The sequence below is a fragment of the Rhodovulum sp. DZ06 genome (genome assembly GCF_050586345.1).
Taxonomy (GTDB): domain Bacteria; phylum Pseudomonadota; class Alphaproteobacteria; order Rhodobacterales; family Rhodobacteraceae; genus JBOCEF01.
Genome location: NZ_JBOCEF010000044.1, coordinates 1 through 24,528, shown reverse-complemented (window position 1 = coordinate 24,528; position 24,528 = coordinate 1). Strand labels below are relative to the sequence as shown.

At 71.7% G+C, this 24,528-nt stretch carries 25 protein-coding genes; 13 read left to right on the top strand and 12 right to left on the bottom strand.

Translation table 11 applies throughout. The features are described 5' to 3' along the window. Positions 1-4: 4 nt before the first annotated feature. The 3 genes from ACQ5SO_RS16825 to ACQ5SO_RS16815 are packed head-to-tail and all read left to right on the top strand — an operon-like array spanning position 5 to position 2,412. Positions 5-982, top strand: a complete 978-nt coding sequence (locus tag ACQ5SO_RS16825) for a branched-chain amino acid ABC transporter permease (RefSeq protein WP_430942789.1) — start codon at positions 5-7, stop codon at positions 980-982. Next, entirely contained in the window at positions 975-1,721 is a 747-nt protein-coding gene (locus ACQ5SO_RS16820) for an ABC transporter ATP-binding protein (RefSeq protein ID WP_430942788.1), read from the top strand. Before ACQ5SO_RS16825 ends, ACQ5SO_RS16820 begins: the two co-directional genes overlap by 8 nt. Continuing rightward, positions 1,714-2,412, top strand: coding sequence for an ABC transporter ATP-binding protein (locus ACQ5SO_RS16815; protein WP_430942787.1), 699 nt, complete (start codon positions 1,714-1,716; stop codon positions 2,410-2,412). The genes ACQ5SO_RS16820 and ACQ5SO_RS16815 overlap by 8 nt, the downstream gene beginning before the upstream one ends. A gap of 214 nt (positions 2,413-2,626) precedes the next feature. On the opposite strand, the gene ACQ5SO_RS16810 is transcribed toward ACQ5SO_RS16815, so the two are convergent. From ACQ5SO_RS16810 to ACQ5SO_RS16800, 3 genes are all read right to left on the bottom strand, one after another. After that, positions 2,627-2,986 carry a hypothetical protein gene (locus ACQ5SO_RS16810; protein ID WP_430942786.1) on the bottom strand — a complete coding sequence of 120 codons (360 nt, stop codon included), beginning with the start codon at positions 2,984-2,986 and terminating at the stop codon, positions 2,627-2,629. 296 nt (positions 2,987-3,282) lie between these two features. Beyond that, entirely contained in the window at positions 3,283-4,131 is an 849-nt protein-coding gene (locus ACQ5SO_RS16805) for an alpha/beta fold hydrolase (protein WP_430942785.1), read from the bottom strand. After that, positions 4,124-4,744: a 2-hydroxychromene-2-carboxylate isomerase gene (locus ACQ5SO_RS16800; RefSeq protein ID WP_430942784.1), complete on the bottom strand. Its 621-nt coding sequence runs from the start codon at positions 4,742-4,744 to the stop codon at positions 4,124-4,126. Before ACQ5SO_RS16800 ends, ACQ5SO_RS16805 begins: the two co-directional genes overlap by 8 nt. Before the next feature lie 348 nt (positions 4,745-5,092). Between ACQ5SO_RS16800 and ACQ5SO_RS16795 the strand changes: the two genes are divergently transcribed. Next, positions 5,093-6,109, top strand: coding sequence for a ribose-phosphate pyrophosphokinase (locus ACQ5SO_RS16795; protein ID WP_430942783.1), 1,017 nt, complete (start codon positions 5,093-5,095; stop codon positions 6,107-6,109). Between the two features lie 182 nt (positions 6,110-6,291). Here the strand turns inward: ACQ5SO_RS16795 and ACQ5SO_RS16790 are convergent, their stop codons facing one another. Beyond that, positions 6,292-7,608, bottom strand: a complete 1,317-nt coding sequence (locus ACQ5SO_RS16790; RefSeq protein ID WP_430942782.1) for an MFS transporter — start codon at positions 7,606-7,608, stop codon at positions 6,292-6,294. Positions 7,609-7,883: 275 nt separating this feature from the next. On the opposite strand from ACQ5SO_RS16790, the gene rpmE reads away from it, so the two are divergent. Then, a complete protein-coding gene (gene rpmE / locus ACQ5SO_RS16785) occupies positions 7,884-8,105 on the top strand; it encodes a 50S ribosomal protein L31 (protein ID WP_430942781.1) in 222 nt (73 codons plus the stop codon). 130 nt (positions 8,106-8,235) lie between these two features. Beyond that, positions 8,236-9,042, top strand: a complete 807-nt coding sequence (locus ACQ5SO_RS16780; RefSeq protein ID WP_430942780.1) for a division plane positioning ATPase MipZ — start codon at positions 8,236-8,238, stop codon at positions 9,040-9,042. A gap of 92 nt (positions 9,043-9,134) precedes the next feature. On the opposite strand, the gene ACQ5SO_RS16775 is transcribed toward ACQ5SO_RS16780, so the two are convergent. Beyond that, a complete protein-coding gene (locus ACQ5SO_RS16775) occupies positions 9,135-10,211 on the bottom strand; it encodes a D-alanyl-D-alanine carboxypeptidase family protein (protein WP_430942779.1) in 1,077 nt (358 codons plus the stop codon). 438 nt (positions 10,212-10,649) lie between these two features. Here ACQ5SO_RS16775 and ACQ5SO_RS16770 point away from each other — a divergent pair, with 438 nt between their 5' ends. The 3 genes from ACQ5SO_RS16770 (at position 10,650) to clpA (ending at position 14,200) form a co-directional block, all read left to right on the top strand. Next, on the top strand, positions 10,650-11,087 hold the full coding sequence (locus ACQ5SO_RS16770) for a phasin family protein (RefSeq protein WP_430942778.1): 438 nt from the start codon (positions 10,650-10,652) through the stop codon (positions 11,085-11,087). 214 nt (positions 11,088-11,301) lie between these two features. After that, on the top strand, positions 11,302-11,682 hold the full coding sequence (gene clpS, locus ACQ5SO_RS16765) for an ATP-dependent Clp protease adapter ClpS (RefSeq protein ID WP_430942807.1): 381 nt from the start codon (positions 11,302-11,304) through the stop codon (positions 11,680-11,682). Between the two features lie 196 nt (positions 11,683-11,878). After that, a complete protein-coding gene (gene clpA, locus ACQ5SO_RS16760) occupies positions 11,879-14,200 on the top strand; it encodes an ATP-dependent Clp protease ATP-binding subunit ClpA (protein WP_430942777.1) in 2,322 nt (773 codons plus the stop codon). Positions 14,201-14,412: 212 nt separating this feature from the next. Here clpA and ACQ5SO_RS16755 read toward each other — a convergent pair whose 3' ends face one another. From ACQ5SO_RS16755 to pip, 3 genes are all read right to left on the bottom strand, one after another. Next, positions 14,413-14,796 (bottom strand): hypothetical protein, encoded by a 384-nt coding sequence (locus tag ACQ5SO_RS16755; protein WP_430942776.1) that lies wholly within the window; start codon positions 14,794-14,796, stop codon positions 14,413-14,415. A 492-nt stretch (positions 14,797-15,288) separates the two neighbouring features. After that, entirely contained in the window at positions 15,289-15,909 is a 621-nt protein-coding gene (locus tag ACQ5SO_RS16750; RefSeq protein ID WP_430942775.1) for a hypothetical protein, read from the bottom strand. Between the two features lie 56 nt (positions 15,910-15,965). Then, positions 15,966-16,934, bottom strand: a complete 969-nt coding sequence (pip, locus tag ACQ5SO_RS16745; protein WP_430942774.1) for a prolyl aminopeptidase — start codon at positions 16,932-16,934, stop codon at positions 15,966-15,968. 55 nt (positions 16,935-16,989) lie between these two features. Here pip and ubiG point away from each other — a divergent pair, with 55 nt between their 5' ends. Beyond that, positions 16,990-17,727 (top strand): bifunctional 2-polyprenyl-6-hydroxyphenol methylase/3-demethylubiquinol 3-O-methyltransferase UbiG, encoded by a 738-nt coding sequence (gene ubiG / locus ACQ5SO_RS16740; protein WP_430942773.1) that lies wholly within the window; start codon positions 16,990-16,992, stop codon positions 17,725-17,727. 181 nt (positions 17,728-17,908) lie between these two features. On the opposite strand, the gene ACQ5SO_RS16735 is transcribed toward ubiG, so the two are convergent. The 4 genes from ACQ5SO_RS16735 to ACQ5SO_RS16720 form a co-directional block, all read right to left on the bottom strand. Further along, positions 17,909-18,913: a hypothetical protein gene (locus tag ACQ5SO_RS16735; protein WP_430942772.1), complete on the bottom strand. Its 1,005-nt coding sequence runs from the start codon at positions 18,911-18,913 to the stop codon at positions 17,909-17,911. Positions 18,914-19,010: 97 nt separating this feature from the next. Then, a complete protein-coding gene (locus ACQ5SO_RS16730) occupies positions 19,011-19,859 on the bottom strand; it encodes a carbon-nitrogen hydrolase family protein (RefSeq protein ID WP_430942806.1) in 849 nt (282 codons plus the stop codon). Positions 19,860-19,861: 2 nt separating this feature from the next. Next, positions 19,862-20,119 carry a glutaredoxin 3 gene (gene grxC / locus ACQ5SO_RS16725; RefSeq protein WP_430942771.1) on the bottom strand — a complete coding sequence of 86 codons (258 nt, stop codon included), beginning with the start codon at positions 20,117-20,119 and terminating at the stop codon, positions 19,862-19,864. A 100-nt stretch (positions 20,120-20,219) separates the two neighbouring features. Beyond that, the gene (locus ACQ5SO_RS16720) at positions 20,220-21,239 is read right to left on the bottom strand and encodes a double zinc ribbon domain-containing protein (RefSeq protein ID WP_430942770.1); all 1,020 of its coding nucleotides are present in this window, start codon (positions 21,237-21,239) and stop codon (positions 20,220-20,222) included. A 497-nt stretch (positions 21,240-21,736) separates the two neighbouring features. Here ACQ5SO_RS16720 and ACQ5SO_RS16715 point away from each other — a divergent pair, with 497 nt between their 5' ends. The 3 genes from ACQ5SO_RS16715 to rpsB all read left to right on the top strand — a co-directional run bounded on the left by ACQ5SO_RS16715 (position 21,737) and on the right by rpsB (position 24,379). Next, positions 21,737-22,609 carry a methyltransferase domain-containing protein gene (locus ACQ5SO_RS16715; RefSeq protein ID WP_430942769.1) on the top strand — a complete coding sequence of 291 codons (873 nt, stop codon included), beginning with the start codon at positions 21,737-21,739 and terminating at the stop codon, positions 22,607-22,609. Positions 22,610-22,756: 147 nt separating this feature from the next. Continuing rightward, positions 22,757-23,404 (top strand): hypothetical protein, encoded by a 648-nt coding sequence (locus tag ACQ5SO_RS16710; RefSeq protein ID WP_430942768.1) that lies wholly within the window; start codon positions 22,757-22,759, stop codon positions 23,402-23,404. Positions 23,405-23,587: 183 nt separating this feature from the next. Beyond that, entirely contained in the window at positions 23,588-24,379 is a 792-nt protein-coding gene (gene rpsB, locus ACQ5SO_RS16705) for a 30S ribosomal protein S2 (protein WP_430942767.1), read from the top strand. Positions 24,380-24,528: the final 149 nt, after the last annotated feature.

Sequence of the window (24,528 nt, the reverse complement as noted above, 5' to 3'; positions counted from 1 at the left end):
AGCGATGTACAAGCAAACGCACCTGCGCTCCGGCGCGCTGATCCTCACCCTTGCGGGGCTGATGGCCTATGCCGCGATGGGCGGCTATTACGCGAACGAGATCGTCATCGAGATCGCGATCCTCGGGATCATGGTCATCGCGCTCGACATCGCCGCGGGCTTCGGGGGCATGGTCTCCCTGTGCCATGGCGCGATCATGGGCGTCTCGGCCTATGTCTACGCGATCATGACCGCCAAGTTCGGCTGGCCGAACCTGCCCTCGGCGCTGATGGGCGTCGCGGCGGCGGCGGTGTTCGGCACCCTGGTGGGCTATGTCACCGGGCGCACGGCGGGCATCTTCTTCATCATGGCGACGCTGGCCTTCGGGCAGATGGCGCACACGCTGTTCTTCAAGTCGCGCTGGCTCGGCGGCGATGACGGGATGGGCGGCTTCACCCGGTTCGACCTGTCGGCCGTCGGCATCGACATGAACGACAGCGTGACCTTCAGCGCCTATGCGCTGCTGCTGGTCCTTTGCGTCTACATCGCCGCCGCCTACGTGCTGCGCTCGGGCTTCGGGCGCACGCTGGAGGGGATCCACGGCAACGAGGACCGGATGAAGGCGCTCGGCGTCGACACCCAGCTGCACAAGGCGCGGGCGATGGGCTTCTCGGCGCTGCTGACCGGCGTCGCCGGGGTGCTGGCGGCGCAGCATGTGATGTACATCTCGCCGGAACTCCTGATGTGGACCGTGTCGGGCGAGGTGCTGATCGTGGTGATCCTCGGCGGGCTCGGCACGCTGGTGGGTCCGCTGATCGGGGCGGTGGCCTTCGTGCTGCTGAAGCACGAAGTGTCCGCCTACACCGCGCATTGGCACATCGTGATCGGCGCGCTGCTGATCGTCACGGTGCTGGCCGGGGGCAAGGGCATGTTCGGGACCGCCGAGCGGCTCCTGACCCGCCGCCCGGCGCCGGCCCGGACCGAGGAGGCGGCCGATGCTTGAGGTCCGCGACCTGTGCAAGAATTTCGGGGGCATCAAGGTCACGCAGAACGTGTCCTTCCAGCTCGCCCCCGGCGAGCGGCGGGTGATCCTGGGCCCCAACGGGGCGGGCAAGACCACGCTGTTCAACCTGCTGGCGGGCACGCTGGATGCGTCCTCGGGGGACATCCTGCTCGAGGGCCGCTCCATCGCCGGGCTGTCCGCGGCCAAGCGGGCGAAGGCGGGGATGGCGCGCAGCTACCAGAAGAACAACCTGTTCGACGAGCTGACGGTGCGCGAGAACCTGGCCCTCGCGGCCGGGGCGGCGCAGCGCAAGGCGCACTGGATGGTGCGCGACACCTTCCGCGACAAGGGCGTGAAGGAGGCGGTCGAGGAAGCGGCGGCGCAGGTGTCGCTGGCCGATCACCTGGACCTGCCGGTCAGCTCGGCCTCCTACGGGATGCGCCGGCAGCTCGAGGTCGGCATCGCGCTGGCCCAGCGCCCGCGGGTGCTGCTGATGGACGAGCCGACCTCGGGCGTCGGCCCGTCGATGATCGACGGCTTCCACCGGCTGCTGCACGCGCTGCCGAAGGAGCTGACGGTGCTGATCATCGAGCATGACATGGACCTGGCCTTCGACGTCGCCGACCGCATCACCGTGCTGAATTTCGGCGAGGTGGTGTTCGAGGGCACGCCGGACGAGACCCGCGGCAACCCCGTGGTGCGCGAGATTTACCTGGGGGACTGGCAGGAAGATGCTTGAGCTGACGGGCGTAGAGAGCGGCTATGGCGAGACGCGCGTGCTGCATGGCCTCGACCTCGCGGTGCGCGAGGGCTCGGTCCACGCGCTGCTGGGCCGCAACGGGGTGGGCAAGTCGACCACGCTGAAGACCGCGGTGGGCCACCTGAAGGCGGTCTCGGGCGCGGTGACGTTCCTCGGGCAGGACGTGACCGGCCTGCCGCCCCATGTCGTGGCCCGCAAGGGCGTGGCCTTCGTGCCGGAGACGCGGGACGTGTTCGGCGCCCTCTCGGTGCGCGAGAACCTGGAGCTTGCCGGGCGGCTGGCGGGCGCGAACCCGGCCTGGACGCTGGAGCGGGTGGCGGAGTTCTTCCCCAACCTCGCGAACCGGATGACCAATGGCGGGCACGAGTTGTCGGGCGGCGAGCAGCAGATGCTGGCGATCGGCCGGGCGTTGATGCAGGACCCGAAGATCCTGGTGCTGGACGAGCCGACCGAGGGTCTGGCGCCGATCATCATCCAGCAGATCTTCGCCAAGCTGAAGGAGCTGAAGGCGAGCGGGCTGACCCTGCTGCTGGTCGAGCAGAACCTGAACTTCGCGCTGGGGCTGGCCGACGACGTGTCGCTGATGTCCCGCGGCCGGATCGTCTGGCGCGGGGACGCGGCGGCGCTGAAGGCCGACGAGGAGGCGCATGTGCGCTGGCTCGGGGTCTGAGGGCGCGCGCCGGGGGGGGACGCATGCGCGTGCGCCAACGCCCCGGCGCCTGCTGCGCCGCCTCTCTTCACCGCCCCCAGGGGCATTGGAAAGCGAACGCGCGCGGGACGCCTGTCCCGGGCGCGTTCTTGCTGCGCAGGGGGACGCGGCGGCCTGCGACGCTCCTCACCGCGCGACCTAGCCGGGCCGCCTGAGCAGGGCGGCGCGCCGGCGGCTACAGGTAGACGCGCCGCGGGGCGCCGTCGATGGTCCACCACAGCTCGATGAACTCCGTGGGCCCTTCCTGGATGATCTCGGCGCGCCGGTCTCCGACCAGGACGCTGGCGCGGCCGGAGGCGAGGGAGAACCCGGACAGCGTCCGCCCGATCACGTCGGACTGGATTTCGGCAAGCGTCAGCTGCGTCCAGTTCCGCGGGCCGTCGGCCCAGACCAGCCCGTGCTTCGCCCGCAGACCGGCTTCGGCCCGGGCCGCGGCGTGGAAGTAGATGATTTCTATTTCGAACGGATAGACCTGGACGGCGAGCACCTCGCCGGAGACCTCTTCGACATGGTCCTGCAACAGGGGGGTCTGCAAACCGGGGGCCTCCTGCCAATGGGCCCGGGGACGGCCAGTGAGGCGGAGGCCGCCGCCCGGGGTGTGGGACCCATCCGACAGCGCGGCGGCGCATCATGCAAGGCGATGTGCAAGGCGCGCGCCCGATCGAAGATGGAAAAGGCCGCCCCCGTGGGCGGCCTTTTTCGTTCATCGCGCGCAGGGCAGGGGGCGGGCCGCCTCGGGGGGGCGCAAGGCCCCCGCTCGGCGTCCCGCGCGCGCCCCCGGCGCGCGGCGCCGCAATTCAGGGGGAGGCGCGCGGCGCGGACCCGGCGGCCTTACGCGCCGACCGGCTCGGGCTGCTCCACCTCGGCCCAGAAGCCGCGCAGCTCGGCCAGCACGTCCTGCCAGTGGGTGATCGGGCCGAGATGCCCGGCCCCGGCGATGCGGTGCAGGCGGGCGTTCGGCGCGGTCCCGGCCACCACCTCGGCCGCCGCGGCGGCGGGGCGGGGGCTGGTCTCGCCGGCGAACACCAGCGTCGGGACCTGCATGGCGGCGAGGTGATCGAGCCCGATCTGCCCCTCGGGCCAGCCCGCCACCCAGCCGAAATCGGCCGAGAGCCTGGCGAAGGTGGCGCAGGCCCCGGCGCGGGCCTCGGGGCGCAGCTTGTCGAACATGCCCGGCACGCCCCAGCGTTCCATGAAGGCGCGGACCTCGGCCTCGGGGCCCTCGGCTTCGCGCAGGGCGCCGACCTCGGCGATGGACCGCTCCTCCTCCTCGGCCTCGGCGATGCGGCCCGCGGGGCGCAGCAGGTGGAACCAGATCGGCTCGGCCAGCGCGGCCGAGACCACGAGGTCCGGCCGTTCCGCCGCCACCCGGCCCAGAACCGCTGCGCCGAGCGACAGGCCCACGAGATGCACCTTGCGGCCCGCGCGCTCGGCCAGGGTCTCGGCGATGGCGACCGCGTGGCGCTGGAGCGAGACGCCCTCCGCCGGGCCCTCGGTCGGGCCGTGCGCGGGCAGATCGAACGCGATCGACGGGCGCTCGGGCGCCAGCGCCTCCATCATCGGCTTCCACACCGCGGCGCGCGCGAGGCTGCAATGGGCGAAGAGGACCGGCGCCCCCTCGGCGCCCGCCCCGGCCTCGATGAAGCCGACATTGCGGCCATTCACCTGGATCTCATGCATTGGCGCTTCCTCCCCTCAGCGCGATCTCGAGGTCCTCGAGCCGGTCCTGTCCCCAGAACCGCTCCTCCCCGAGGATGTAGAACGGCGCGCCGAAGACGCCGCGACGCACGGCCTCCTCGGTGTTGCGCACATAGGTCTCGCCCGCGGCGGCGCCGCCCGAAAACACGGCGGTGCTGAAGCCGCCCTCGGCCAGCGCCTCGGCGACGACGCCGGGATCGGCGAGGTCCTTCTGCTCGGCCCAGAGGGCGCGCATCAGCGCGCGCGCGGCGGCGCCCACGTCGCCGTCCGGGGCCTGGCCCTCGGACCGCGCCTCCTGCGCCGCGATCAGGGCGCAATTGGCCAGGGTCGGGTTGCCGGGCCAGAATTTCGGCGACAGGTGCATCGGCAGGCCGGCGCGGCGGGCGCGGCGGGCGAGGTCCTGGAACCGGTATTCCTGGCGGCTGACATGGCGGCGATGCACGGGGATGCCGCCCGTCACCTCGAACACCTTGTGGATGTCGACGGGCTTGTAGCGCACCAGCGCGCCGTTGGCCTCGGCGATGCGCTCCAGCCGGTCGCCCGCGAGATACGCGTAGGGCGACAGGACCGAGAAGTAGTAGTCGACGACCGGCATGCTCAGACTCTCCCATCGCCCCGGAAGCACGGCGCGCCGACGGGCGCGGGGGCGGCGGCCGCGCGGCGGGTCCCCGGACCGGGCCGCGGCCCCGTCACGGTGGGGCGCGCGGCGGTGTGTGGCGCCGGGGGGACGCGCGCGACGTTCGGCGCAACATGCAGCCCCCGGTCGCCTTTGCAACCCTTCATGTCCGTGTTAGCGGGGGCTTGCGCGCCGGAGGGGTCCGGCGCGCTTGGCCGTCCGGCGGCCGCGCGGGCGCGCCGCGCGGCCGGGCGGGGCGGCGCGCGGGGAACGGCGCTCGGCCTGGCGGGGCCGCGTTCCCGGCCCATGATGCAGGACCGTGGCCCTATGAAGACCGACACCACCATGAAGCTGATCGCTGGCAATTCGAACCTGAAGCTGGCCGAGGCGATCGCCCGGCGCATGAGCGTCTATCGCGGCGCCGAACAGAAGCTGGCCGACGCCCGCGTCGAGCGCTTCAACGACACCGAGATCTTCGTCGAGATCTTCGACAACGTGCGCGGCGAGGATGTGTTCATCATCCAGTCGACCTGCAACCCCGCGAACGACAACCTGATGGAGCTGCTGATCATCGCCGACGCGCTCAAGCGCTCCTCGGCGCACCGGGTGACGGCGGTGATTCCCTATTTCGGCTACGCCCGCCAGGACCGGCGCACGGCCGCGCGCACCCCGATCAGCGCCAAGCTGGTCGCCAACCTGATGACCCAGGCGGGAATCGACCGGGTGCTGACGATGGATCTGCATGCCGGGCAGATCCAGGGCTTCTTCGACATCCCCGTCGACAACCTCTATGCCGCGCCGGTCTTCGCGCTGGACATCCGCCACCACTTCAAGGACCGCGAGAACCTGCTGGTCGTCTCGCCCGATGTCGGCGGCGTGGCCCGCGCGCGCGAGCTGGCCAAGCGGCTCGACCTCGGCCTCGCCATCGTCGACAAGCGCCGGATCAAGCCGGGCGAGGTGGCCGAGATGACCATCATCGGCGACGTGACCGGCAAGGACGTGATCATCGTCGACGACATGTGCGACACGGCCGGGACGCTGTGCAAGGCGGCGCAGCTTCTGAAGGACAACGGCGCGAACACCGTGCACGCCTATATCAGCCACGGCGTGCTGTCGGGCCCGGCGGTGGAGCGGGTGACCAACTCGGCGCTCTCCTCGCTGGTCATCACCGACTCGATCCCGCTGACCGCGGAGGCGCAGGCCGCGCCGAACATCCGCCAGGTCTCGGTCGCGCCGCTCTTCGCGCAGGCGATGCTGAACGTCGGCAACGGCACCTCGGTGTCCTCGCTGTTCGACGAGAAGACCATCGGCCCGATCTACGAGGCGTTCTACCGCTTCGACTGAGCCGCGACGGCGAGAGGGGACATGGGGAAGGGGCGGCCCGGCGGGCCGCCCCTTTCGCGTCTCCGGCGGGCAGGGGGCCGCGCATGGGGCCGCGCATGGGGGCCGCGCGCCGGGCCGGGCGCGGGCGGCGGCGGGGCGCCCGCGCGGCGCGGCGGGCGGGGGCGCGGGCGGGGCAGGGGGCCTCAGGCCGCCGCGGCGCCCGGCGGACCCTTGCGGCGCGCCCGGCGCAGGCCGACCAGGAAGGCCCCCAGCCCCAGCAGCGCGATCAGCGCCGACAGAAGGAAAGGCGCGCCGGGCATGTGCGGCCCCGGCCCCGAGGTCGCCGCCGCGAACACCGCCGTCATCATCGGCGGGCTCAGGATCGCCGCCACGCTGGTCAGCGCCGCGATCACGCCGCTGATCTCGCCCTGCCGGTCGGCGGGCGCCGAGGCGGAGATCATCCCCTCCAGCGCCGGGCCCGCGATCGCCGTCGCCCCCAGCAGCGGCAGCAGCGCGAACACCGCCCAGCCGGCCGAGAAGGTCGCCACGCAGACCGCCAGCGCCGCCTCGACCGCCAGCGCGATCACCACCAGCCGCGTGGTCCCCAGCGCCCGCGTCGCCGGGCCGATCAGGAACGCCATCGACAGCCCCGCGAACAGCCCGTAGCCCGCCAGCGACACGCCGATCTCGGTCGCGCCCCAGTTCCACGAGGCGCTGGCCACGAAGGTCCAGACCGACGGGTAGGCGTAGAGCGCGAAGTCATAGAGCAGGTAGGCCAGCATCAGGAGGCCGATATTGGGCAGCTTCGCCGCCCGCCGCAGCGCCCGGGTCGGGTCCACCGCCGCCCATTCGAAGGGGCGGCGCAGCGCGGGGGGGAGCGATTCGCTGAGCACGAACCAGCCGAACACGAAGTTCACCCCCGCGATGGCCGCCGCCGCCCAGATCGGCGCCCGCGGCCCGTACTCGCCCAGCAGCCCCCCCAGCGCGGGGCCGAGCACGAAGCCCAGCCCGAAGGCCGCCCCGATGCGCCCGAACGCCTTGCCCCGATCCTCGGGCCGCGACTGGTCGGCCAGCCAGGCCCGCGCCGGGGTCATCGTCGCGCCGGCCGCGCCCGACAGCAGCCGCGCCAGGATCAGCACCCACAGCGCCCCGGTGGTGGCCAGCAGCACGTAGTCGAGCGACATCGCGGCCATCGAGATCAGCAGCACCGGGCGGCGCCCATGGGCGTCCGACAGCGCGCCGATGACGGGCGCGCAGAGGAACTGCGCGAAGGCGTAGGAGAAGGCCAGCCAGCCGCCGATCACCGCCGCGCCCGACAGCTCTCCGCCCACCGAGAATTCGCGCAGCAGTTCGGGCATCACCGGCATGATCAGTCCCATCCCCGCGGCGTCGAGCACCACGGTCAGCAGCACGAACACCGCCCCGAGGCGGCCGGGGCCGGATGCGCCGGGGCCGGATGCGCCGGGGAGGGGTTCCGCGGGGGCGGGCGCCCCGCCGGGCGTCGGATCGGAAGAGGACATCGGGGCGGGCTCCGCGGCTGGCATGCAGGAACTGGAATATGAGAACGGCGTTCCCTTACCTAGCGGCGCCGCTCTCCGCGGGCAAGCGCGCGGCGCATCACTTCGCCGGGATCGCCCGCGCGCCCTTGCCCCGGCGGGCCCCATGCTGTATCGGGCGGCTTCCACGTCCCCCGGGGCGACGCGGGTTCCGGCCGGGGGGAGAGATCCCCGCGCGGCGCCCGCCCCGCGCTCAGTCCCGCCAGAAAGAGGTCCGGCCGCCCACGCCGGAATGCACGATGAAAAAAGACATCCACCCCGAATACCACATGATCGAAGTGAAGATGACGGACGGCACCACCTTCCGCACCCGCTCCACCTGGGGCAAGGAAGGCGACGTGCTGACCCTCGACATCGATCCGACCGTGCACCCGGCCTGGACCGGCGGCAACCAGCGCCTGATGGACGCCGGCGGCCGCGTGTCCAAGTTCAAGAAGAAGTTCGCCGGCCTCGACTTCTGATCCCGCTCGGCCGCGCGCGGGACGGGGCGGCGAAAGCCCCCTTCCCGCGGCGGCCCGCATGCGGTACATCGAAAGGGCGCGCCCCATCCGGGCGCGCCTTTTTCGCTTCACGGACAAGGGGTTCGGGCGCGTGGCGCATATCATCGTCACCGGCAACGAGAAGGGCGGTTCGGGCAAGTCCACGACCGCGATGCACCTGTTCGCGGCGATCAGCCGGACGGGGCGGCGCGTGGGGGCGATGGATCTCGACCTGCGCCAGCGCACCTTCTTCCGTTACCTCGAGAACCGCGAGGCGTTCATCCAGCGCAGCGGCCAGCAGCTGAGCCTGCCGGAGCGCGAATGGCTGCACCCGTCGGACCTGCGCGACCGCAAGGCGGCGGAGGCCGAGGAGGAGGCGCGCTTCTCCGAGGCGCTCGCGCGGCTCGAGAAATCCTGCGAGTTCATCATCGTCGACTGCCCCGGCTCGGACAGCTTCTACAGCCAGATGGCCCATGCCGCCGCCGACACGTTGGTCACCCCGATCAACGATTCGCTGATCGATTTCGACCTGCTGGCGCGGGTGGACCCGGAGACGGGCAAGATCCTCGGCCCCTCGATCTATTCCGAGATGGTGTGGAAGACCCGCCAGCTGCGCGCCCGCGCGGGCCTGAAGCCCGTCGACTGGATCGTGGTGCGCAACCGCATCTCCACCCTCAACGCCCGCAACAAGCGGCGCGTGGGCGAAGCGGTGGAGGACCTGTCGCGCCGCATCGGCTTCCGCGTCGCGCCGGGCTTCTCGGAGCGGGTGATCTTCCGCGAGATGTTCCTCAACGGCCTGACGCTGCTGGACCTGAAGGAGCAGGGCTTCTCCTTCTCCCTCTCCCATGTCGCGGCGCGACAGGAGGTGCGGGACCTGGTGAAGGCGCTGGAGATCCCGGGCCTGTCGGACGTCGGCTGAGCCGCCGGGCCCCTCTTCTTCCCCCGTGAGCGCATGAAAAACCCCGCCGGCTGAGCCGGCGGGGCGAAAGGCGTGGCACGCGGCGCGGCGGCTCAGCGCGGGCGCGGCGTCGGCACTTCGACCTTCATCGCGACGCCGGACGCCACCAGGCCCGGGCGGGGCGTCGGCAGCTCGGAGCGCAGCGGCGCCTGAGCCATCGCCCGGATCCGGCGCGCCGGCCGCTCGGCCGCCGAGGCGGCCGCCGCGGGCACGATCGCGTTCCCGACCTGCGCCAGCAGCGTCTCGGACCCGCCCGGCTTCTCCACCGGCAGGGGCGAGGCGACGACCGCGCCGCCGGTCACGTTGCGCGGCTTGATGATCGCCGCGTGGCGCGGGGATTTCTGGAAGCCCAGGTCGAGCAGACGCGCCACCTCGGCGTTGCGCGAGCGCGAGGAGCGCCCGCCGAACACCGCCGTGATCACGTGCTTGCCGCCGCGCTGCGCCGAGGCCACGAGGTTGTAGCCCGCGGCGCTGGTATAGCCGGTCTTGATCCCGTCCGCGCCGCGATAGGAGGACAGCAGCCGGCGGTTGGTGTTGCGGATCGTCCGCCCCATCGCCGTCGTCGTCTTGCGGCTGAACAGGTTGTAATACTCGGGGTGATCGAAGAACAGCCGGCGGCCGAGGATCGCCATGTCCCGCGCCGTCGACAGGTGCCCGCGCTGGGTCAGCCCGTGCGGGTTGCGGAAGGTGGTGTTGTTCATCCCCATCTCGCGCGCCGTCTGGGTCATCAGCCGCGCGAACGCCTCCTGGCTGCCCGAGACCGCCTCGGCCAGCGCCAGCGCGGCGTCATTGGCGGATTTCACCGCCGCGGCGCGCATCAGGTGGCGCACGGTGTAGCGATGCCCGGCCTGCAGGTAGATCTTCGAGGGCGGCTGCGAGGCGGCCCGGCGCGACGCCGTCACCTTCTGGTCCAGCCGCAGGTCCCCGTTCTTCACCGCCTGGATGGCGAGGTAGAGCGTCATCATCTTGGTGAGCGACGCGGGGTGCAGCTTCCGGTCCGGGTCGCTGGCATGCAGCGTCTGGCCGGTGCGCGCGTCCATCACGTAGGCCGCATAGGGGGCGGCGGCCGCCTGGCCGGCGCCGAGAATGATCATGGTGAGCGCCAGCGTCGCCGCCAGGCCCGCGTTCAACGCCCGGCGCGCCCTCGCGGCGCGTCCCGGGAGGGCCCTGCGCGCGGCTGCGGCGCGCCTGTGGGCGGATTGTGCCTGCATCGGATGTCCCTCGTCCTGCTCCTGCGTCACGTCGTCGTGCCTCGGGGAGACCGCGCTTCGATGGCGCTTGTTACGACATGGTCTCCTGAAGCCAGCGTAACATGCTGCGGAAGCGTTGAGAATCTCTTAGGTTAAAAACCTTCATCCCGGAGTCATGCGCCGCTGAATACCGCACAGTGAAACCGGACTGTGGCGCAAGGGACCGGAAACCAACTTTCCGCCCGGTTTTCTGCTGCGCCGCACAAGAACGATCTTGACGCAACGCAGCATGGCGCACTACCTATGGTGCAGCGCCGCGGATACCCCTGAACCTTCACGCGGCGGTTCCGCTTGAAACACCGTAAGGGAGCGAAACCCATGAACACCGCTGCTGAAGCCACCAAGTCGCTCGAAACCTTCGCCGCCGACGCGCAGAAGTCGATGTCCGCGCAGATGGAGAAGATGTCGAAGTCCTTCGAGGACGCCGCCGCCTTCAACCAGGAATCCTTCGACGCGATGGTCAAGGCCTCCAACATGTACGTGAAGGCCGCCGAAGAGCTGAACGCCGAATTCATGGCCTTCTCCAAGCAGACCGTCGAGGACTCGATGGCCGCCGCCAAGGACATGGCCGCGTCCAAGTCGGTCATGGAGCTGATGGAGAAGCAGGCCGAGTACGCGAAGGCCACCTTCGACGGCATGATGAAGCAGGCCACCAAGATGAACGAGATGGCGATCGCCGCGGCGAAAGAGTCGATGGAGCCGATCAACGCGCGCTTCACCGCCGCCGCCGACATGGTCAAGACCTACTCGGCCTGATCCCGGCGCCGCGGCGCAGCGAAGCGCGCCGCACCGGTTCGATGAATTTTGGGAAAAGGGGGCCTCGGCCCCCTTTTTTCCATCCTGCGCCATCCTATAATATGCGGCCATGAGCAGCGCCTCCGAATCCCTCGCCATCACCGACCCTGCGGCCCCGGTTTCCCCGGCGGTCGCCCCGTCCGTCATGGGGCCGTCCGTCATGGGGCCGTCCGTCATGGGCCCGTCGCGCGCCGCGCCGCGCCTCGCGGCGGACAACTTTGCGGCGGACAAGGATGATGACGGGCCGGGCGGGGACGACCGGACCGACGGCGAGATCGCCGTCGCCACGCGGCCGAAATCCAAGCGCCCCTCGATGTACAAGGTGCTCCTGCTCAACGACGACTACACCCCGATGGAGTTCGTCGTCCTGGTGCTGGAGCGGTTCTTCGGCCTCGGGCGCGAACAGGCCGTCGAAATCATGCTCACGGTCCATCGCCGCGGCCTCGCCGTGGTCGGCGTCTTCTCGTTCGAGATCGCTGAAACCAAGGTCACCCAGGTGATGGAATTCGCCCAGCAGCACCAGCACCCGCTGCAGTGCACCATGGAAAAGGAGTGATCGGCGCGTCGCCGGTCGCATTTTCCACGTCCGGACCTTGATCCGGTGCTGACATGCACTTCGTTTAATGATGCACTCGGATTCGGCCGGTATCATCGTGCCGGGCCCGCGCCCCGTCGCCCCCTCCCCAACCGGGCGACGCCGCGCGGCCGCGATGGTCCCGCTGTCGGACGTAAACAGGTGGAAAGGTACGCGCATGCCCTCGTTCACGAGCACTCTTGAGGAAGCCATCCACCAGGCGCTGGCGCTGGCCAACGAACGCAAGCACGAGCTGGCGACGCTGGAACACCTGCTGCTCGCCCTGGTCGACGAGCCGGACGCGGCGCGGGTGATGAAGGCCTGCGCGGTGGACCTGGAGGCGCTGCGCACCTCCCTCACCGGCTTCATCGACAACGAACTCGACAGCCTGGTGTCGGACGTGGACGGCTCCGAGGCCGCCCCGACCCATGCCTTCCAGCGCGTGATCCAGCGCGCCGTCATTCATGTCCAGACCTCCGGCCGCACCGAGGTGACCGGCGCCAACGTGATCGTCGCCATCTTCCACGAGCGCGAGAGCCACGCGGCGTTCTACCTGCAGGAGCAGGACATGACCCGCTACGACGCGGTCAACTACATCTCCCACGGCGTCGCCAAGAACCCCGCCTTCGGCGAACAGCGTCCCGTGCGCGGCGCGGATGACGAGGGCGAGCAGCCCGGCGCCGAGCGCGGCGAGAAGAAGGAGGAGACGGCGCTGGCCAAGTACTGCGTCGACCTCAACGCCAAGGCCCGCAAGGGCGATGTCGACCCGCTGATCGGCCGCGAGTCGGAGGTCGAGCGCTGCATTCAGGTCCTGTGCCGCCGGCGCAAGAACAACCCGCTGCTGGTGGGCGACCCGGGCGTGGGCAAGACCGCCATCGCGGAAGGCCTGGCGCGCAAGATCGTCGACGGCGAAACGCCGGAGGTCCTGTCGGGCTCGACCATCTACTCGCTCGACATGGGCGCGCTGCTGGCCGGCACCCGCTACCGCGGCGATTTCGAGGAGCGGCTGAAGGCCGTGGTCAAGGAGCTCGAGGATCACGAGGACGCGGTTCTCTTCATCGACGAGATCCACACCGTGATCGGCGCCGGCGCCACCTCGGGCGGCGCCATGGACGCCTCGAACCTGCTGAAGCCCGCGCTCCAGTCGGGCGCGCTGCGCTGCATGGGCTCCACCACCTACAAGGAGTTCCGCCAGCACTTCGAGAAGGACCGCGCCCTGTCCCGCCGCTTCCAGAAGATCGACGTCTACGAGCCGTCGGTCCCGGACACGGTGGAGATCCTCAAGGGCCTCAAGCCCTATTTCGAGGAGCATCACGGCCTGAAATACGACGATGACGCCATCCGCGTCGCGGTGGAGCTGTCGGCCCGCTACATCACCGACCGCAAGCTGCCCGACAAGGCCATCGACGTGATCGACGAGGCGGGCGCCGCCCAGCACCTCAAGCCCGAGGATGAGCGCGTGAAGCTGATCGGCGAGCAGGAGATCGAGGCGGTCGTCGCCAAGATCGCCCGGATCCCGCCGAAGACCGTCTCCAAGGACGACGCCGAGACGCTGCGCGACCTGGAGAAGACCCTCAAGCGGGTCGTCTTCGGCCAGGACGCGGCGATCGAGGCGCTGTCGGCGGCGATCAAGCTCTCCCGCGCCGGTCTGCGCGAGCCGGAGAAGCCTATCGGCAACTACCTGTTCGCGGGCCCGACGGGCGTGGGCAAGACCGAGGTCGCGAGCCAGCTGTCGAAGGCGCTCGGGGTCGAGCTGCTGCGCTTCGACATGTCCGAGTACATGGAGAAGCACAGCGTCTCCCGCCTGATCGGCGCGCCGCCGGGATATGTCGGCTTCGACCAGGGCGGCATGCTGACCGACGGCGTCGACCAGCACCCGCATTGCGTGCTGCTGCTCGATGAGATCGAGAAGGCCCACCCGGACGTGTTCAACATCCTGCTGCAGGTGATGGACCACGGAAAGCTGACCGATCACAACGGCAAGACGGTCGATTTCCGCAACGTGATCCTGATCATGACCTCGAACGCGGGCGCGTCGGAGCTGGCCAAGGCGGCCATCGGCTTCAACCGCACGACGCGCGAGGGCGAGGACCAGGCGGCCATCGAGCGGACCTTCAGCCCCGAATTCCGCAACCGCCTCGACGCGACCATCTCCTTCGGCCCGCTGCCGCACGAGGTGATCCTGCAGGTCGTGGAGAAGTTCGTGCTGCAGCTCGAGGCGCAGCTGCTGGACCGCGGGGTGAGCATCGAGCTGACCCGTCCCGCGGCCGAGTGGCTGGCGGCCAAGGGCTACGACCAGGCGATGGGCGCGCGCCCGCTGGGCCGCGTGATCCAGGAGCACATCAAGAAGCCGCTGGCCGAGGAGCTGCTGTTCGGCAAGCTGACCGAGGGCGGGCTGGTGAAGGTGGGCGTGAAGGACGGCAAGCTCGACCTGCGCATCTCGCCGCCCGAGAAGAAGGCCATCGAGGGCGGCAAGCCGCCGCTGCTGACCGCGGAGTGATCCACGGCGGATGGAATGAAGAGTGGCCGGGCGGCGACGCCCGGCCTTTTTCGTTGCGCGCCGGCCCGGAGGGGGGGATCGCGCGGCCTTGGCGCGCCGCCGGCCCGGGGGGCGGGGGCGCCGTGCGCGTCTCGCCAGCCCGGGCGCCCTTCGCTCCATCGGAGAGCGCGCGGTGTGCCCCCCCCCCTCCTCCCGGGGCCCCGGCGCCGCTCTCAGGCCGCGCTGGTGTGGCGCTTGTGCAGGGCGGCGATCATGCGCAGGTCGCTCTTGACCTGCTCGCGCAGGGGCGGGTTCATCGACAGCTCCTCGCGGATGCGGTCGAGGGCGGGTTTCTGGGTCATCATGCAGGCGGCCCACACGCTCCCCCCGGCGCCGAGCGCCACCAGCAGCGCCGCGGTGGCGCCGGCGACCGTGCCGATGCCCGGCAGGGTGACGCTTCCGGCGGCGGTCAGCCCCGGCCCCCAATAGGCGGCGGCGGCGACCCCGGCGGGCAGGGCGAATTTCGCGCATCGCTTCGCCATCTTGCGCCAGGAGCGGTCTTCGTCGGAGCCGACGATGCGGAGCAGGTCGTTCACGAAATCCTGTTCATCGGACATGGGGACCCCCTTTCGTAGCGCGGAAATTTTGCACCACGGGACGGGGGCGATCAATGGCGGGGGCAATGGCGTGGGCGGTGGGCGACTCGTCGCCAAGCGAAGTGAGGGCGGGCTGTGAAGGAGGGTATGAAGGACGGCGAGTTCGACCTGCGCATCTCGCTCCTCCGAGAAGAAGGCCAATGAGGGCGGCGAGCCGCCGTTTCTGACCGCCGAGTGAGGCTTTGCGCATGGAGTGGAGGCAGGCAGGGCGGAGACGCCGGGCCCCTTTGGGGTTCAATATCTGAGTTTTAGATGTTCAGTTGCCGTGAACTCGGGAAACCAAGGGGCGCAACGGCAGCGGTTCATGAGGCCGTAGTACATGTGCCTGCTCAGGGCGCTGCCGAGGGCGGGCGGAATATCAAGTGCGCCTTGATGTCCCTGGGCGGCTCGGGTTGATCGACCGTACTCCGGTTTGCAGGAACGGTAGAGCGCCCAGCGTATGTCGTTCAGAAACTAGGCCATCGTCGAAGCATGATATCCGAGGAACGTCTGAGTGAACCATTCGTAGAAATCTTGCAGTGCCAAGAAGCTTTCGTCTTCCGAGAGTTGGAGGCCATGATTTCCCAGGAGAGTGCGTATTTTGGCGGCTCGGCTGGAAAGACGAGCGGGATTGTGCTTCGCAACGTCGCCGCAAATGCGTATCGCCAGGAAGCGGCTCATCTTTATGTCTCGTGTCTCTCCAACGCTTTGAAAGTACAAATTTGGCGAGGTGAATTCGGCGTCCAACCAAGTGCGAAAGCGTGAGATGCTTTCTGGAAATTCCGAAGAGGCCCCGAGCAGGGCGGGGTTCCGTGCGACGTGATTGAGTTGGCGCAAGTAGGAGCGCTCGGATGCCGCCGCTTCCTGCGAGGGTCCCGCGATTCCCAGCGCGGACGGACTGTTTTGTTTAGAATGCGGGTCGGAAAGAAGATCCGCCAGCAGGATCAGAAAGATCCTCGCGCTCTCAGGAGTGTTGAAGCGCAGCTCCTTGAAAGGCGGATCCAAGGGACCGTCAAAAATGGACCAATTGACGAGATCGTCGATCATCGCCCACGCGATGTTCAGCGTAATGACCTCCGTCTCGATGGGTTCCAAATCCATCTCCCCAGGGCTCAGAGGTTTGGGGGCTAGCAGGCGCCGTTAAGCGCCCCCTAAACCCTCAACCCGTCCATCACCTCCACCAGCGCCTGCGCGATCCCCGGCTCGCTCAGCGCATGGCCCCCGTCCTGGATCATCCGCAGCTTCGATCCCGGCCAGGCCCGGTGCAGCGCCCAGGCGCTCACCGGCGGGCAGATCAGGTCGTACGAGCCCTGCACGATGTGCCCCTGCACGCCCTTCAGCCGCTCCACGTTGTCGAGGATCCAGCCATCCGTCTCCAGCCACCCGGCGTTGACGAAATAATGCGACTCGATCCGGCTGAAGGCGCGGGCATAGGCGCCGTCGGGGCCGTAGCCCTCGTTCCCGTGCCGGAGCGTGGCGCATTGCGCCTCCCACCCGGCCCAGAGGCGGGCGAAACGGGTCTGCTCCATCACGTCGTTGCTGTTGAGCCGCCGGTGATAGGCGGCGATCAAATCGCCCCGCTCGTCCTCGGGGATCGCGTGGGCGAATTTCTTCCACGCCTCCGGGCGGAACAGGCCCGCGCCGCCGCCATAGAACCAGTCGAGCTCGCGCCGCGTCATCAGGAACACGCCGCGCAGCACCAGCGCGAGACAGCGTTCGGGGTGCGAGATGCCGTAGACGAGCGAGAGCGTCGCGCCCCAGGAGCCGCCGAAGACCACCCACTGGTCGATCCCCAGCTCCTCCCGGATCAGCTCGATATCGGCGACGAGATCCCAGGTGGTGTTGTTGCGCAGGCTCGAATGGGGGCGGGATCGCCCGCAGCCGCGCTGGTCGAACAGCACGATCCGGTAGACGTCCGGGTTGAAGAAGCGGCGCATGCCCGGAGAGCATCCGCCGCCCGGCCCGCCATGCAGGACCACGACCGGGATGCCCTCGGGATTTCCGCATTCCTCGACATACAATTCGTGCCCGCCCGGGACCTCCAGGCGGAACTTGCCGTAAGGCTCGATCGGCGGGTGAAGGGCGTGCCGCGACGCCCGGTCATGATCGCTTTCTCGCATGATCGAGTTATGTCACAGGACGCAGCCGGAGCAAGGGCGCATAGGAGCGAGAGCGATGAATACCGACACGGTCGATCCGTCCGAGGTGGCGAAGTTCGAGGCCATGGCCGAGGAGTGGTGGGACCCCAACGGCAAGTTCAAGCCGCTGCACATGCTCAACCCCTGCCGGCTGGGCTATATTTCCGAGCAGATCGCGGCCGAGTTCGGGCGCGACCTGGCCGCTGAACGCCCGTTTGCGGGGCTGCGGATCCTCGATATCGGCTGCGGCGGGGGGCTGCTCTCGGAGCCGATGGCGCGGCTGGGGGCGGATGTGGTCGGCGCCGACGCCGCCCCGCGCAACATCCCCGTGGCGCAGATCCATGCCGAGAAGATGGGCCTCGAGATCGACTACCGCAACGTGACCGCCGAGGCGCTGGCCGATGCGGGCGAGCGGTTCGACGTGGTGCTGAACATGGAGGTGGTGGAGCACGTGGCCGACCCGCAGGGCTATCTCGACGCCTGCGCGACGCTCCTGAAGCCCGGCGGGCTGATGCTGTGCTCGACCATCAACCGCAACGCCAAGAGCTTCGCCATGGCCATCGTCGGCGCCGAGTGGGTGATGCGCTGGCTGCCCAAGGGCACGCATGAGTGGGAGAAGTTCATCACCCCCGATGAGCTCTGTTCGATGATCGGGAAGGCCGGGCTGACGCCGGTGGACCGCACGGGATTCGTGTTCAACCCGCTGGGCTGGAGCTGGTCGCTGTCGCAGAAGGACCTCTCGGTCAATTACGTCACCGCCAGCGTGAAGCGCTGAGCCGCGCGTCGGGCGTCGCGCGTGCTGCGGGCCGGGCGCCCGCGCGGCGCGTCTGGCGGGGCGCATGTGGCGGGGTGCGTGGCGGGCGGTGCGCCAAGGGGCGCGGCCCGCGGCGCCTGCCGCGCGGGGGCGCGAATGGGGGGCGCGCCCCCCTGGGCGTCGCCGCCCCCTCGTGGAAGGTTCAGTCCGCCGCCGCGTCCCGCCGCAGCGCCGCCAGCGCCTCGGCCGCGGGCAGGATCAGCCCGTGCCGGTCCTCGCCCCCGCCCCGGGCCAGCACCAGCGTCGCGGGCTTGCCGAAGGCGCGGGCGGCGCGCAGCCAGCCCTGCCACGCCGCGGGCGGGGTCACCCGGTCGAACGGATCGGCCACCAGCGCCGCGGCGTCGGCCCGGAAGCCCGCGACATGGGCCAGCGGGTCGTATTGCCGCCGCACCCGCGCCGACATGCTCCCCGCCGTTTCCATGTGCCAGGCCGCGAGGTCCAGCGGCGGCGCCGCGGCGGCCAGCAGCCGGATGCGCCCCGTCTCCTGCGCCAGCCCGACGGCGAGATGCGCGCCCGAGGAATGCCCCAGCGCGTCCACCCGCCCGAAGCCGTAGGCCCGCCCCAGCACGGCCAGCCCCCGGGCCAGCGCCGAAAGCTCCGCATCCGTGCGCCAGCGGGACGGATCCCCGGCCCAGGGGCGCCCGAGGGTCAGGATCGGGCCCGAGAGCCCCGCGCGCCGGGCCGCCTCGCGCGCCTGGATGCGCCAGAGCGGGGTCATCGCCGCCGCGCTCCAGCCCTTGCGGTCGCCGCCGAGGAACAGGATCGGGATCACGGCGGAGCCGCCCTTGCCGCGGTCGGCATCGAGGGGGCCGCCGTCGAGGGAGCCGTGATCGAGGGGGCCGGGATCGAGGAAGAAGGGCAGGGCGGGGCCGTCCGGGCCGGTCTCGACCCAGCCCGCGGCCGCCGCGTCGCCGGGGGCGGACAGAAGGCGGATCGCGGGGTCGGCGGGATGGGGCGCGGCGGCGTCGGGGCCGGGGAGGGGAGCGGCCTCGGCGCGCGGCGCGGCCTCGTCCTGCAGGGCATGGCCGGGGGCGGCGAAGGGCGTTTCGGGCGCGGCGGGCTGCTTGCAGGCGGCGAGCAGCAGCAGCGCCGCGGCCGCCGCCGCCGCGCGCCGGATCTTCCCGCCCCCGCGCTTGCGCGCCGCCATGGCGCTCCTCCTGTCCCTGGGCCCCGGTTTCATGCGCCGATGATCGCCGCGGACGGCGCCGGGCTCAAGGCGGGCCCGGCCCCGTCCTCAGCCCCGCTCAGCCGCCCGGCGGCGTGAAGGCGCGCGCATTGGCCAGCGACGGCACCTTGCCGCGGGCCTTCGCCACCGCCGCAAGGTCCAGCTCGGCCACCGCCACGCCGGGGACGTCCTCCATGTCCAGCAGCACCTCGCCCCACGGGCCGACGGCCAGCGAATGGCCATAGGTCAGCCGCTCGCGCCCCTTGGGGTCATGCGCGGGCACGTGCCGCCCCGCCTGCGCGGCGGCGAGCACGAAGCACCCGGTCTCGATCGCCCGGGCGCGCAGCAGCACGTGCCAGTGCGCCTTGCCGGTCGGCACGGTGAAGGCGGCGGGCGACAGGATCACCTCCGCCCCCGCCTCGGCCAGGCTGCGGTGCAGCGCCGGGAAGCGCATGTCGTAACAGATGCTCAGCCCGATCCGCCCCCAGGGCGTGTCGGCGACGGCGGCGCGGTCCCCGGGGCGGAAGCCCGCGCTCTCGCGGTAGCTCTCGCCGCCCTCGAGGTCGACGTCGAACATGTGGATCTTGTCGTAGCGCGCGACCACCTCGCCCGCCGCGTCGATCAGCAGGGAGCGGTTGACGAACCGCTCGTCCCCCGCGTCCCCGCACAGCAGGGCGAGCGAGCCGAGCGAGACCCACAAGCCGCGCTTCGCCGCCACCTCGCGCGCGGCCGCCAGCGTCGCGTCCCCGCCCTCCGGCCGCAGGACCGCGCGCTGGTGGTCGCGGTTGAAGGAGATCATGTTCGACACCTCGGGCGTGCAGGCGAGCTGCGCGCCCCGGTCGGCGGCGTCCTCCAGCGCCCGGGCGATCATCGCGGCGTTGTCCGCCGGGTCGTCCGTGGCGGTGACCTGGACGAGGCCCGCGCGCAGGATCATGCCGCCAGCATCGGGTCGAGCCCGCCCGAGCGGTCGAGCGCCATCAGCTCGTCGCAGCCGCCCACGTGGGTTCCGTCGATGAAGATCTGCGGGACGGTGCGCCGTCCGCCCGCGCGCTCGATCATCTCGGGCTTGCGGGACGGGTCCATCATCACGTCGATCTCCTCGAACGACGCGCCCTTGGAACTCAGCAGGCGCTTGGCGGCGTGGCAGAAGCCGCAGATGGGGCTGGTGTAGATCTCGATGCGGGCCATGAAGGGCTCCCTTTCCGGTGTCCGCGGAAGATATAGCCCGCACGGACCCCGGCGCAATTCAGGCGCGCGGGGATGAGATGGGGGCGCGAGCGGCGCGCGATCAGATCCCTTCCTCCAGCGCCGCGCGGCCCGCATCCGGCGCCGCGTCGCGCCGCTCCGGCGCCCAGCCGTCCCGCGGGGCGACGCGGGCGAGGCACACGGCGTCGACCCGCGCCGCCCCGGCGGCCAGCAGCGCGTCGGCGCAGGCCGAGAGGGTCGCGCCCGTGGTCATCACGTCGTCCACCAGCAGCACCCGCGCGCCCGCGATCCGGGCGGCCCGGCGCGGGTTGGCGATGAAGGCGCCGGCCACGTTCTCGCGCCGCGCGGCGCGGCTGCGGCGGCCCTGGCTCTCGCCCGGGCGCGGGCGCAGCAGCAGGTCGGGCGCATAGGCGGGGGCCGGGTGCGGCCCCTCGGCCGCGCAGAGGTCCCGCAGCCCGCGCGCGAGCTCGGCCGACTGGTTGAACCGGCGCTTGAAGAACCGGCCCCAGTGCAGCGGGACGGGCGCGATCACGTCCGCCTCGGCCAGCAGCGGCCAGGCGGCGCGGCGCATCCAGATCGCGGCCGGTCGCACGAGGTCGAGCCGGTCGCCATGTTTCAGCGCCATCGCCGCGCGCCGCGCGCCCCCGGTATAGACCGCCGCCGCCCGGGCCGAGCGGAACGAGAGCGGCGTGCGCAGGCAGGCGTCGCAGACCGGCGCGTCGCCGGGGCCATGGGTGGGCGCCCCGCAGCGCCGGCAGAGGGGCGAGGAGATGAACTCCACCTCGCGCCAGCAGTCGGGGCAGAGGCCGTGCGGCGTCTGCACCTCGGCCCGGCACAGGATGCAGGCGGGCGCCCAGACCGAATCGCGCAGGGCGGCCCCGGCGGCGCGCAGGGCGGCGGCGAGCCGCCCGGCCGCCCCCGCCGGGACGGGAGGAAGGCCGGCCAGGCGCGGCGCGGGCGGCGCGGCCTCGGGCGCGGGCGGGCGCAGGTCGGGGCGGGGCGGGGGCGGCGCCTCGGGGGCGTCCTCCTCGGCGCCCGGGATCGGGGCGGGAAGAAGGACCTCCGCCCCCGCCCCCCGGTCCGGGTCGCCGGATCGGCGCATCGCCGCGCCGACCCTGAGCTGCGCCAGCAGGCCCGCCAGCCGCCGCGCCAGCCGAGCATCCGGCGCGCCTGCGGGGGCGCCCGGCGAGGCGTCTTGCGATGCGCCCGGCGATACGTCCGGCGATACCTGCTGCGATGCGTCTTGCGATGCGACTGGCGGCGCGACGACGGGGGCGGCCTCGGGCCGTCGCCCGGGCCCGGGCCCGGGAGCGGAGGCGGGCGCCGGAACGGGCGCGGGCACGGCCCCGGCGGCGGGGCCCCCGGCAGCCATATCGGCAGCCGCATCGGCAGCCGCATCAGCAAGCGGATCGGCGGGCGCATCGGCCCGCGCGGCGGGAAGCGGCCCGTGCGCCGCGCGCACGGAAGCCCTGGACGACGACATGGCGCCTCCTTGCCCCCTGGTTCCCGGGGCCACTATACCGCGGGGGCCGGGCGCTGTCGCGTCCTCTCGCCGCCCCTTCCGCCCTCCCGCCCCCTCGCCGAGCCCCGGAGCGCCAGATGACCCGACCCGACCTGTTCGACCGCGCCCTCCTGCTGTCCCGCCGCGCCGCGCGCGGGGCGCCCGCGCCGGGGGCCGATTTCCTGCACGCCCATGCCGCCGCGGGGATCGCCGAGCGCCTCGAGGAAGTCGCCCGCGACTTTCCCCGCGCCGCGCTGGTCCATCCCGGCGCCGACGCCTGGGCCGAGACCCTGCGCCTGTCGCCCAAGATCGGCGCGCTCGACATCGCGCCCCTGGCCGAGGCGGAGGTGCTGGAGCTGGAGCAGGGCGCCTATGACCTCGTGGTCGGCGGCCTCTCGCTGCACTGGGCCAACGACCCGGTCGGGCTGCTGATCCAGATGCGCCGGGCGCTGAAGCCCGACGGGCTGCTGCTGGTGTCGATGTTCGGCGGCCAGACCCTGGCCGAGCTGCGCGCCGCGCTGGCCGAGGCGGAGGCGGCCGAGGAGGGCGGCCTGTCGCCGCGCGTCGCCCCGATGGGCGAGATCCGCGACCTCGGCGCGCTGCTCCAGCGCGCCGGCCTCGCCATGCCGGTGGCCGATTCCGAGAGCCTGGACGTGACCTACGAGAGCCCGCTGGCGCTGATGCGCGAGCTGCGGGCGATGGGCGAGACCAACGTGATGACCGCCCGCCGCCGCAGCCCGATGCGCCGCGCGACCCTGGCCAGGGCCGCCGCGCTTTATGCCGAGCGGTTCCCGGCCCCGGATCCGGCCGAGGCGGCGCGGGGCCGCGTGCGCGCCAGTTTCGAGATCGTGACCCTGACGGGCTGGGCGCCGGGCGAGGGGCAGCCGACGCCGAAGCGGCCCGGCTCGGCCGGGGTGCGGCTCGCCGACGCGCTCGGCGCCGAAGAGTTCAAGTTGCCGCGAAGTGAATAGGGAGTGAATTCTTCCTGTCCGCCACGTGTTCTGCCGAGAGATTTGCGTGATGGCGGGGGTTAACCAATTTTCAATCAAATCCCCGGCCAAATCGTCTGGCGATATGGGCGCCATCCCGGCGGGCCATGTCGATGGCCGGGGGGCCGCATGATGACGACGAAGATGATGCGCGGCGCCGCGGAAGGCGCCGGGACGGTCCTGTGCTGCCACCTCGATCCGCAGGACAGGGTCCAGGCCGTGGGCGGCGCCTGGGACATGGCGGCGCGATTGAACGGCGGCGAGGGCGCCTTCGCCGAGGAGGTCCTCGGCCGCCCGATCTGGGCGTTCGTGTCCGGGGACGAGACGCGCTCCTATCTCAACGCCCTGTTCTTCTGGTGCCGCAGCCGCGGCGGGACGTTCCGCACCCGCTACCAGTACGACACCGCGGCCCTGCGCCGCCGCTGCGTGATGGAGATCTCGCCCCTGCGCTCGGGGCTGCTGAAGGTCGAAAGCCGGCTGGCCGGGGTCGGGCCGCCGGCGCCGCGGGACGCGCCCCCGGTCGCGCCGGGGGGCGAGATCCGGCGCTGCTCGATCTGCCTGCGCGCGGCGGCGGGCGAGGCGTGGCGGCCCTGCGGCCATCCCGCGCCGGGCGGCCCGCCGGTGCGCTACGTGGTGTGCGGCGCCTGCCGCGCGGATGCGGCCGACGCGCTGCGCGAGGCGGACATGCGCCTGGCCGTGCTGGATGCGGGCGGGGGCGCGGGCGGCGGCGCGGGCCGGGGCGATGACCGGCGCGCGGGCGGGGGCGCGGGGGGCTGAGGCCGCCGCCGCCGGGCCATCCGCCCTTGCGCCCGTCCGGCCGCCGGTGTAAAGGGCGCGCCACTGACACCCCATGCGGGGATTGGGCGCTGTGCGGGGAGACATCCCGCACCGTCCGCCGGTTGGCCGGGCGCCTCGCCCGTCCTGACCCCGCAGAGGCTGAAACCGGAAAGGAAAACGGACATGGCCGTCCCTGATTTCACGCTGCGCCAGCTCCTCGAAGCCGGCGTCCACTTCGGTCACCAGACCCACCGCTGGAACCCGCGGATGTCCACGTACATCTTCGGCGCCCGCAACAACATCCACATCATCGACCTGACCCAGACGGTGCCGATGCTGCACCAGGCCCTGGTCGCCGTGCATGACTGCGTCGCCAAGGGCGGCCGCATCCTGTTCGTCGGCACCAAGCGCCAGGCCCAGGCCCCGATCGCCGACGCCGCCGAGCGTTCGGCCCAGTACTTCATGAACCACCGCTGGCTGGGCGGCACGCTCACCAACTGGAAGACCGTGTCGAACTCGATCGAGCGCCTGCGCAAGATCGACGAGCAGCTCGAGGGCGGGGCCGCCGGCCTCACCAAGAAAGAGCGCCTGAACCTCGAGCGCGACCAGGCCAAGCTGACCGCCTCGCTGGGCGGCATCCGCGAAATGGGCGGCGTGCCGGACATGCTGTTCGTGATCGACACGAACAAGGAACAGCTGGCGATCGCCGAGGCGAAGAAGCTGGGGATCCCGGTCGTGGCCGTGGTCGACTCCAACTCCAACCCGCAGGGCATCGATCACCCGATCCCGGGCAACGACGACGCCTCGCGCGCCATCTCGCTCTACTGCGACCTGGTCGCCCGCGCCGCGCTCGAGGGCATGGCCGCGCAGCTCGGCGAAGCCGGGTTCGACCTCGGCGAGCTCGAGGAAGCCCCGGTCGAGGAGCTCGAGGGCGAAGCCGCCCCCGAGGCCGACGAGGCCCCGGCCGAGTCCTGATCGCGGGACACCGCGCCGCCCCTGTCCGGGCGGCGCGCCTGACCTTCGGGCCGCGCATCGCCGCGGCCCGGCCCCGGGGGGGGGGGGGGGGGGGGGGGGGGGGGGGGGGGGGGGGGGGGGGGGGGGGGGGGGGGGGGGGGGGGGGGGGG

Excerpts from the sequence above, each read along its gene's own strand:
- ACQ5SO_RS16825 (WP_430942789.1), top strand. The coding sequence starts at position 5 with ATGTACAAGCAAACGCACCTGCGCTCCGGCGCGCTGATCCTCACCCTT.
- ACQ5SO_RS16820 (WP_430942788.1), top strand. The coding sequence starts at position 975 with ATGCTTGAGGTCCGCGACCTGTGCAAGAATTTCGGGGGCATCAAGGTC.
- ACQ5SO_RS16815 (WP_430942787.1), top strand. The coding sequence starts at position 1,714 with ATGCTTGAGCTGACGGGCGTAGAGAGCGGCTATGGCGAGACGCGCGTG.
- ACQ5SO_RS16805 (WP_430942785.1), bottom strand. The coding sequence starts at position 4,131 with ATGCATGAGATCCAGGTGAATGGCCGCAATGTCGGCTTCATCGAGGCC.
- ACQ5SO_RS16800 (WP_430942784.1), bottom strand. The coding sequence starts at position 4,744 with ATGCCGGTCGTCGACTACTACTTCTCGGTCCTGTCGCCCTACGCGTAT.
- ACQ5SO_RS16795 (WP_430942783.1), top strand. The coding sequence starts at position 5,093 with ATGAAGACCGACACCACCATGAAGCTGATCGCTGGCAATTCGAACCTG.
- ACQ5SO_RS16790 (WP_430942782.1), bottom strand. The coding sequence starts at position 7,608 with ATGTCCTCTTCCGATCCGACGCCCGGCGGGGCGCCCGCCCCCGCGGAA.
- rpmE (WP_430942781.1), top strand. The coding sequence starts at position 7,884 with ATGAAAAAAGACATCCACCCCGAATACCACATGATCGAAGTGAAGATG.
- ACQ5SO_RS16770 (WP_430942778.1), top strand. The coding sequence starts at position 10,650 with ATGAACACCGCTGCTGAAGCCACCAAGTCGCTCGAAACCTTCGCCGCC.
- clpS (WP_430942807.1), top strand. The coding sequence starts at position 11,302 with ATGGGCCCGTCGCGCGCCGCGCCGCGCCTCGCGGCGGACAACTTTGCG.
- clpA (WP_430942777.1), top strand. The coding sequence starts at position 11,879 with ATGCCCTCGTTCACGAGCACTCTTGAGGAAGCCATCCACCAGGCGCTG.
- ACQ5SO_RS16755 (WP_430942776.1), bottom strand. The coding sequence starts at position 14,796 with ATGTCCGATGAACAGGATTTCGTGAACGACCTGCTCCGCATCGTCGGC.
- pip (WP_430942774.1), bottom strand. The coding sequence starts at position 16,934 with ATGCGAGAAAGCGATCATGACCGGGCGTCGCGGCACGCCCTTCACCCG.
- ubiG (WP_430942773.1), top strand. The coding sequence starts at position 16,990 with ATGAATACCGACACGGTCGATCCGTCCGAGGTGGCGAAGTTCGAGGCC.
- ACQ5SO_RS16735 (WP_430942772.1), bottom strand. The coding sequence starts at position 18,913 with ATGGCGGCGCGCAAGCGCGGGGGCGGGAAGATCCGGCGCGCGGCGGCG.
- grxC (WP_430942771.1), bottom strand. The coding sequence starts at position 20,119 with ATGGCCCGCATCGAGATCTACACCAGCCCCATCTGCGGCTTCTGCCAC.
- ACQ5SO_RS16720 (WP_430942770.1), bottom strand. The coding sequence starts at position 21,239 with ATGCGCCGATCCGGCGACCCGGACCGGGGGGCGGGGGCGGAGGTCCTT.
- ACQ5SO_RS16715 (WP_430942769.1), top strand. The coding sequence starts at position 21,737 with ATGACCCGACCCGACCTGTTCGACCGCGCCCTCCTGCTGTCCCGCCGC.
- ACQ5SO_RS16710 (WP_430942768.1), top strand. The coding sequence starts at position 22,757 with ATGATGACGACGAAGATGATGCGCGGCGCCGCGGAAGGCGCCGGGACG.
- rpsB (WP_430942767.1), top strand. The coding sequence starts at position 23,588 with ATGGCCGTCCCTGATTTCACGCTGCGCCAGCTCCTCGAAGCCGGCGTC.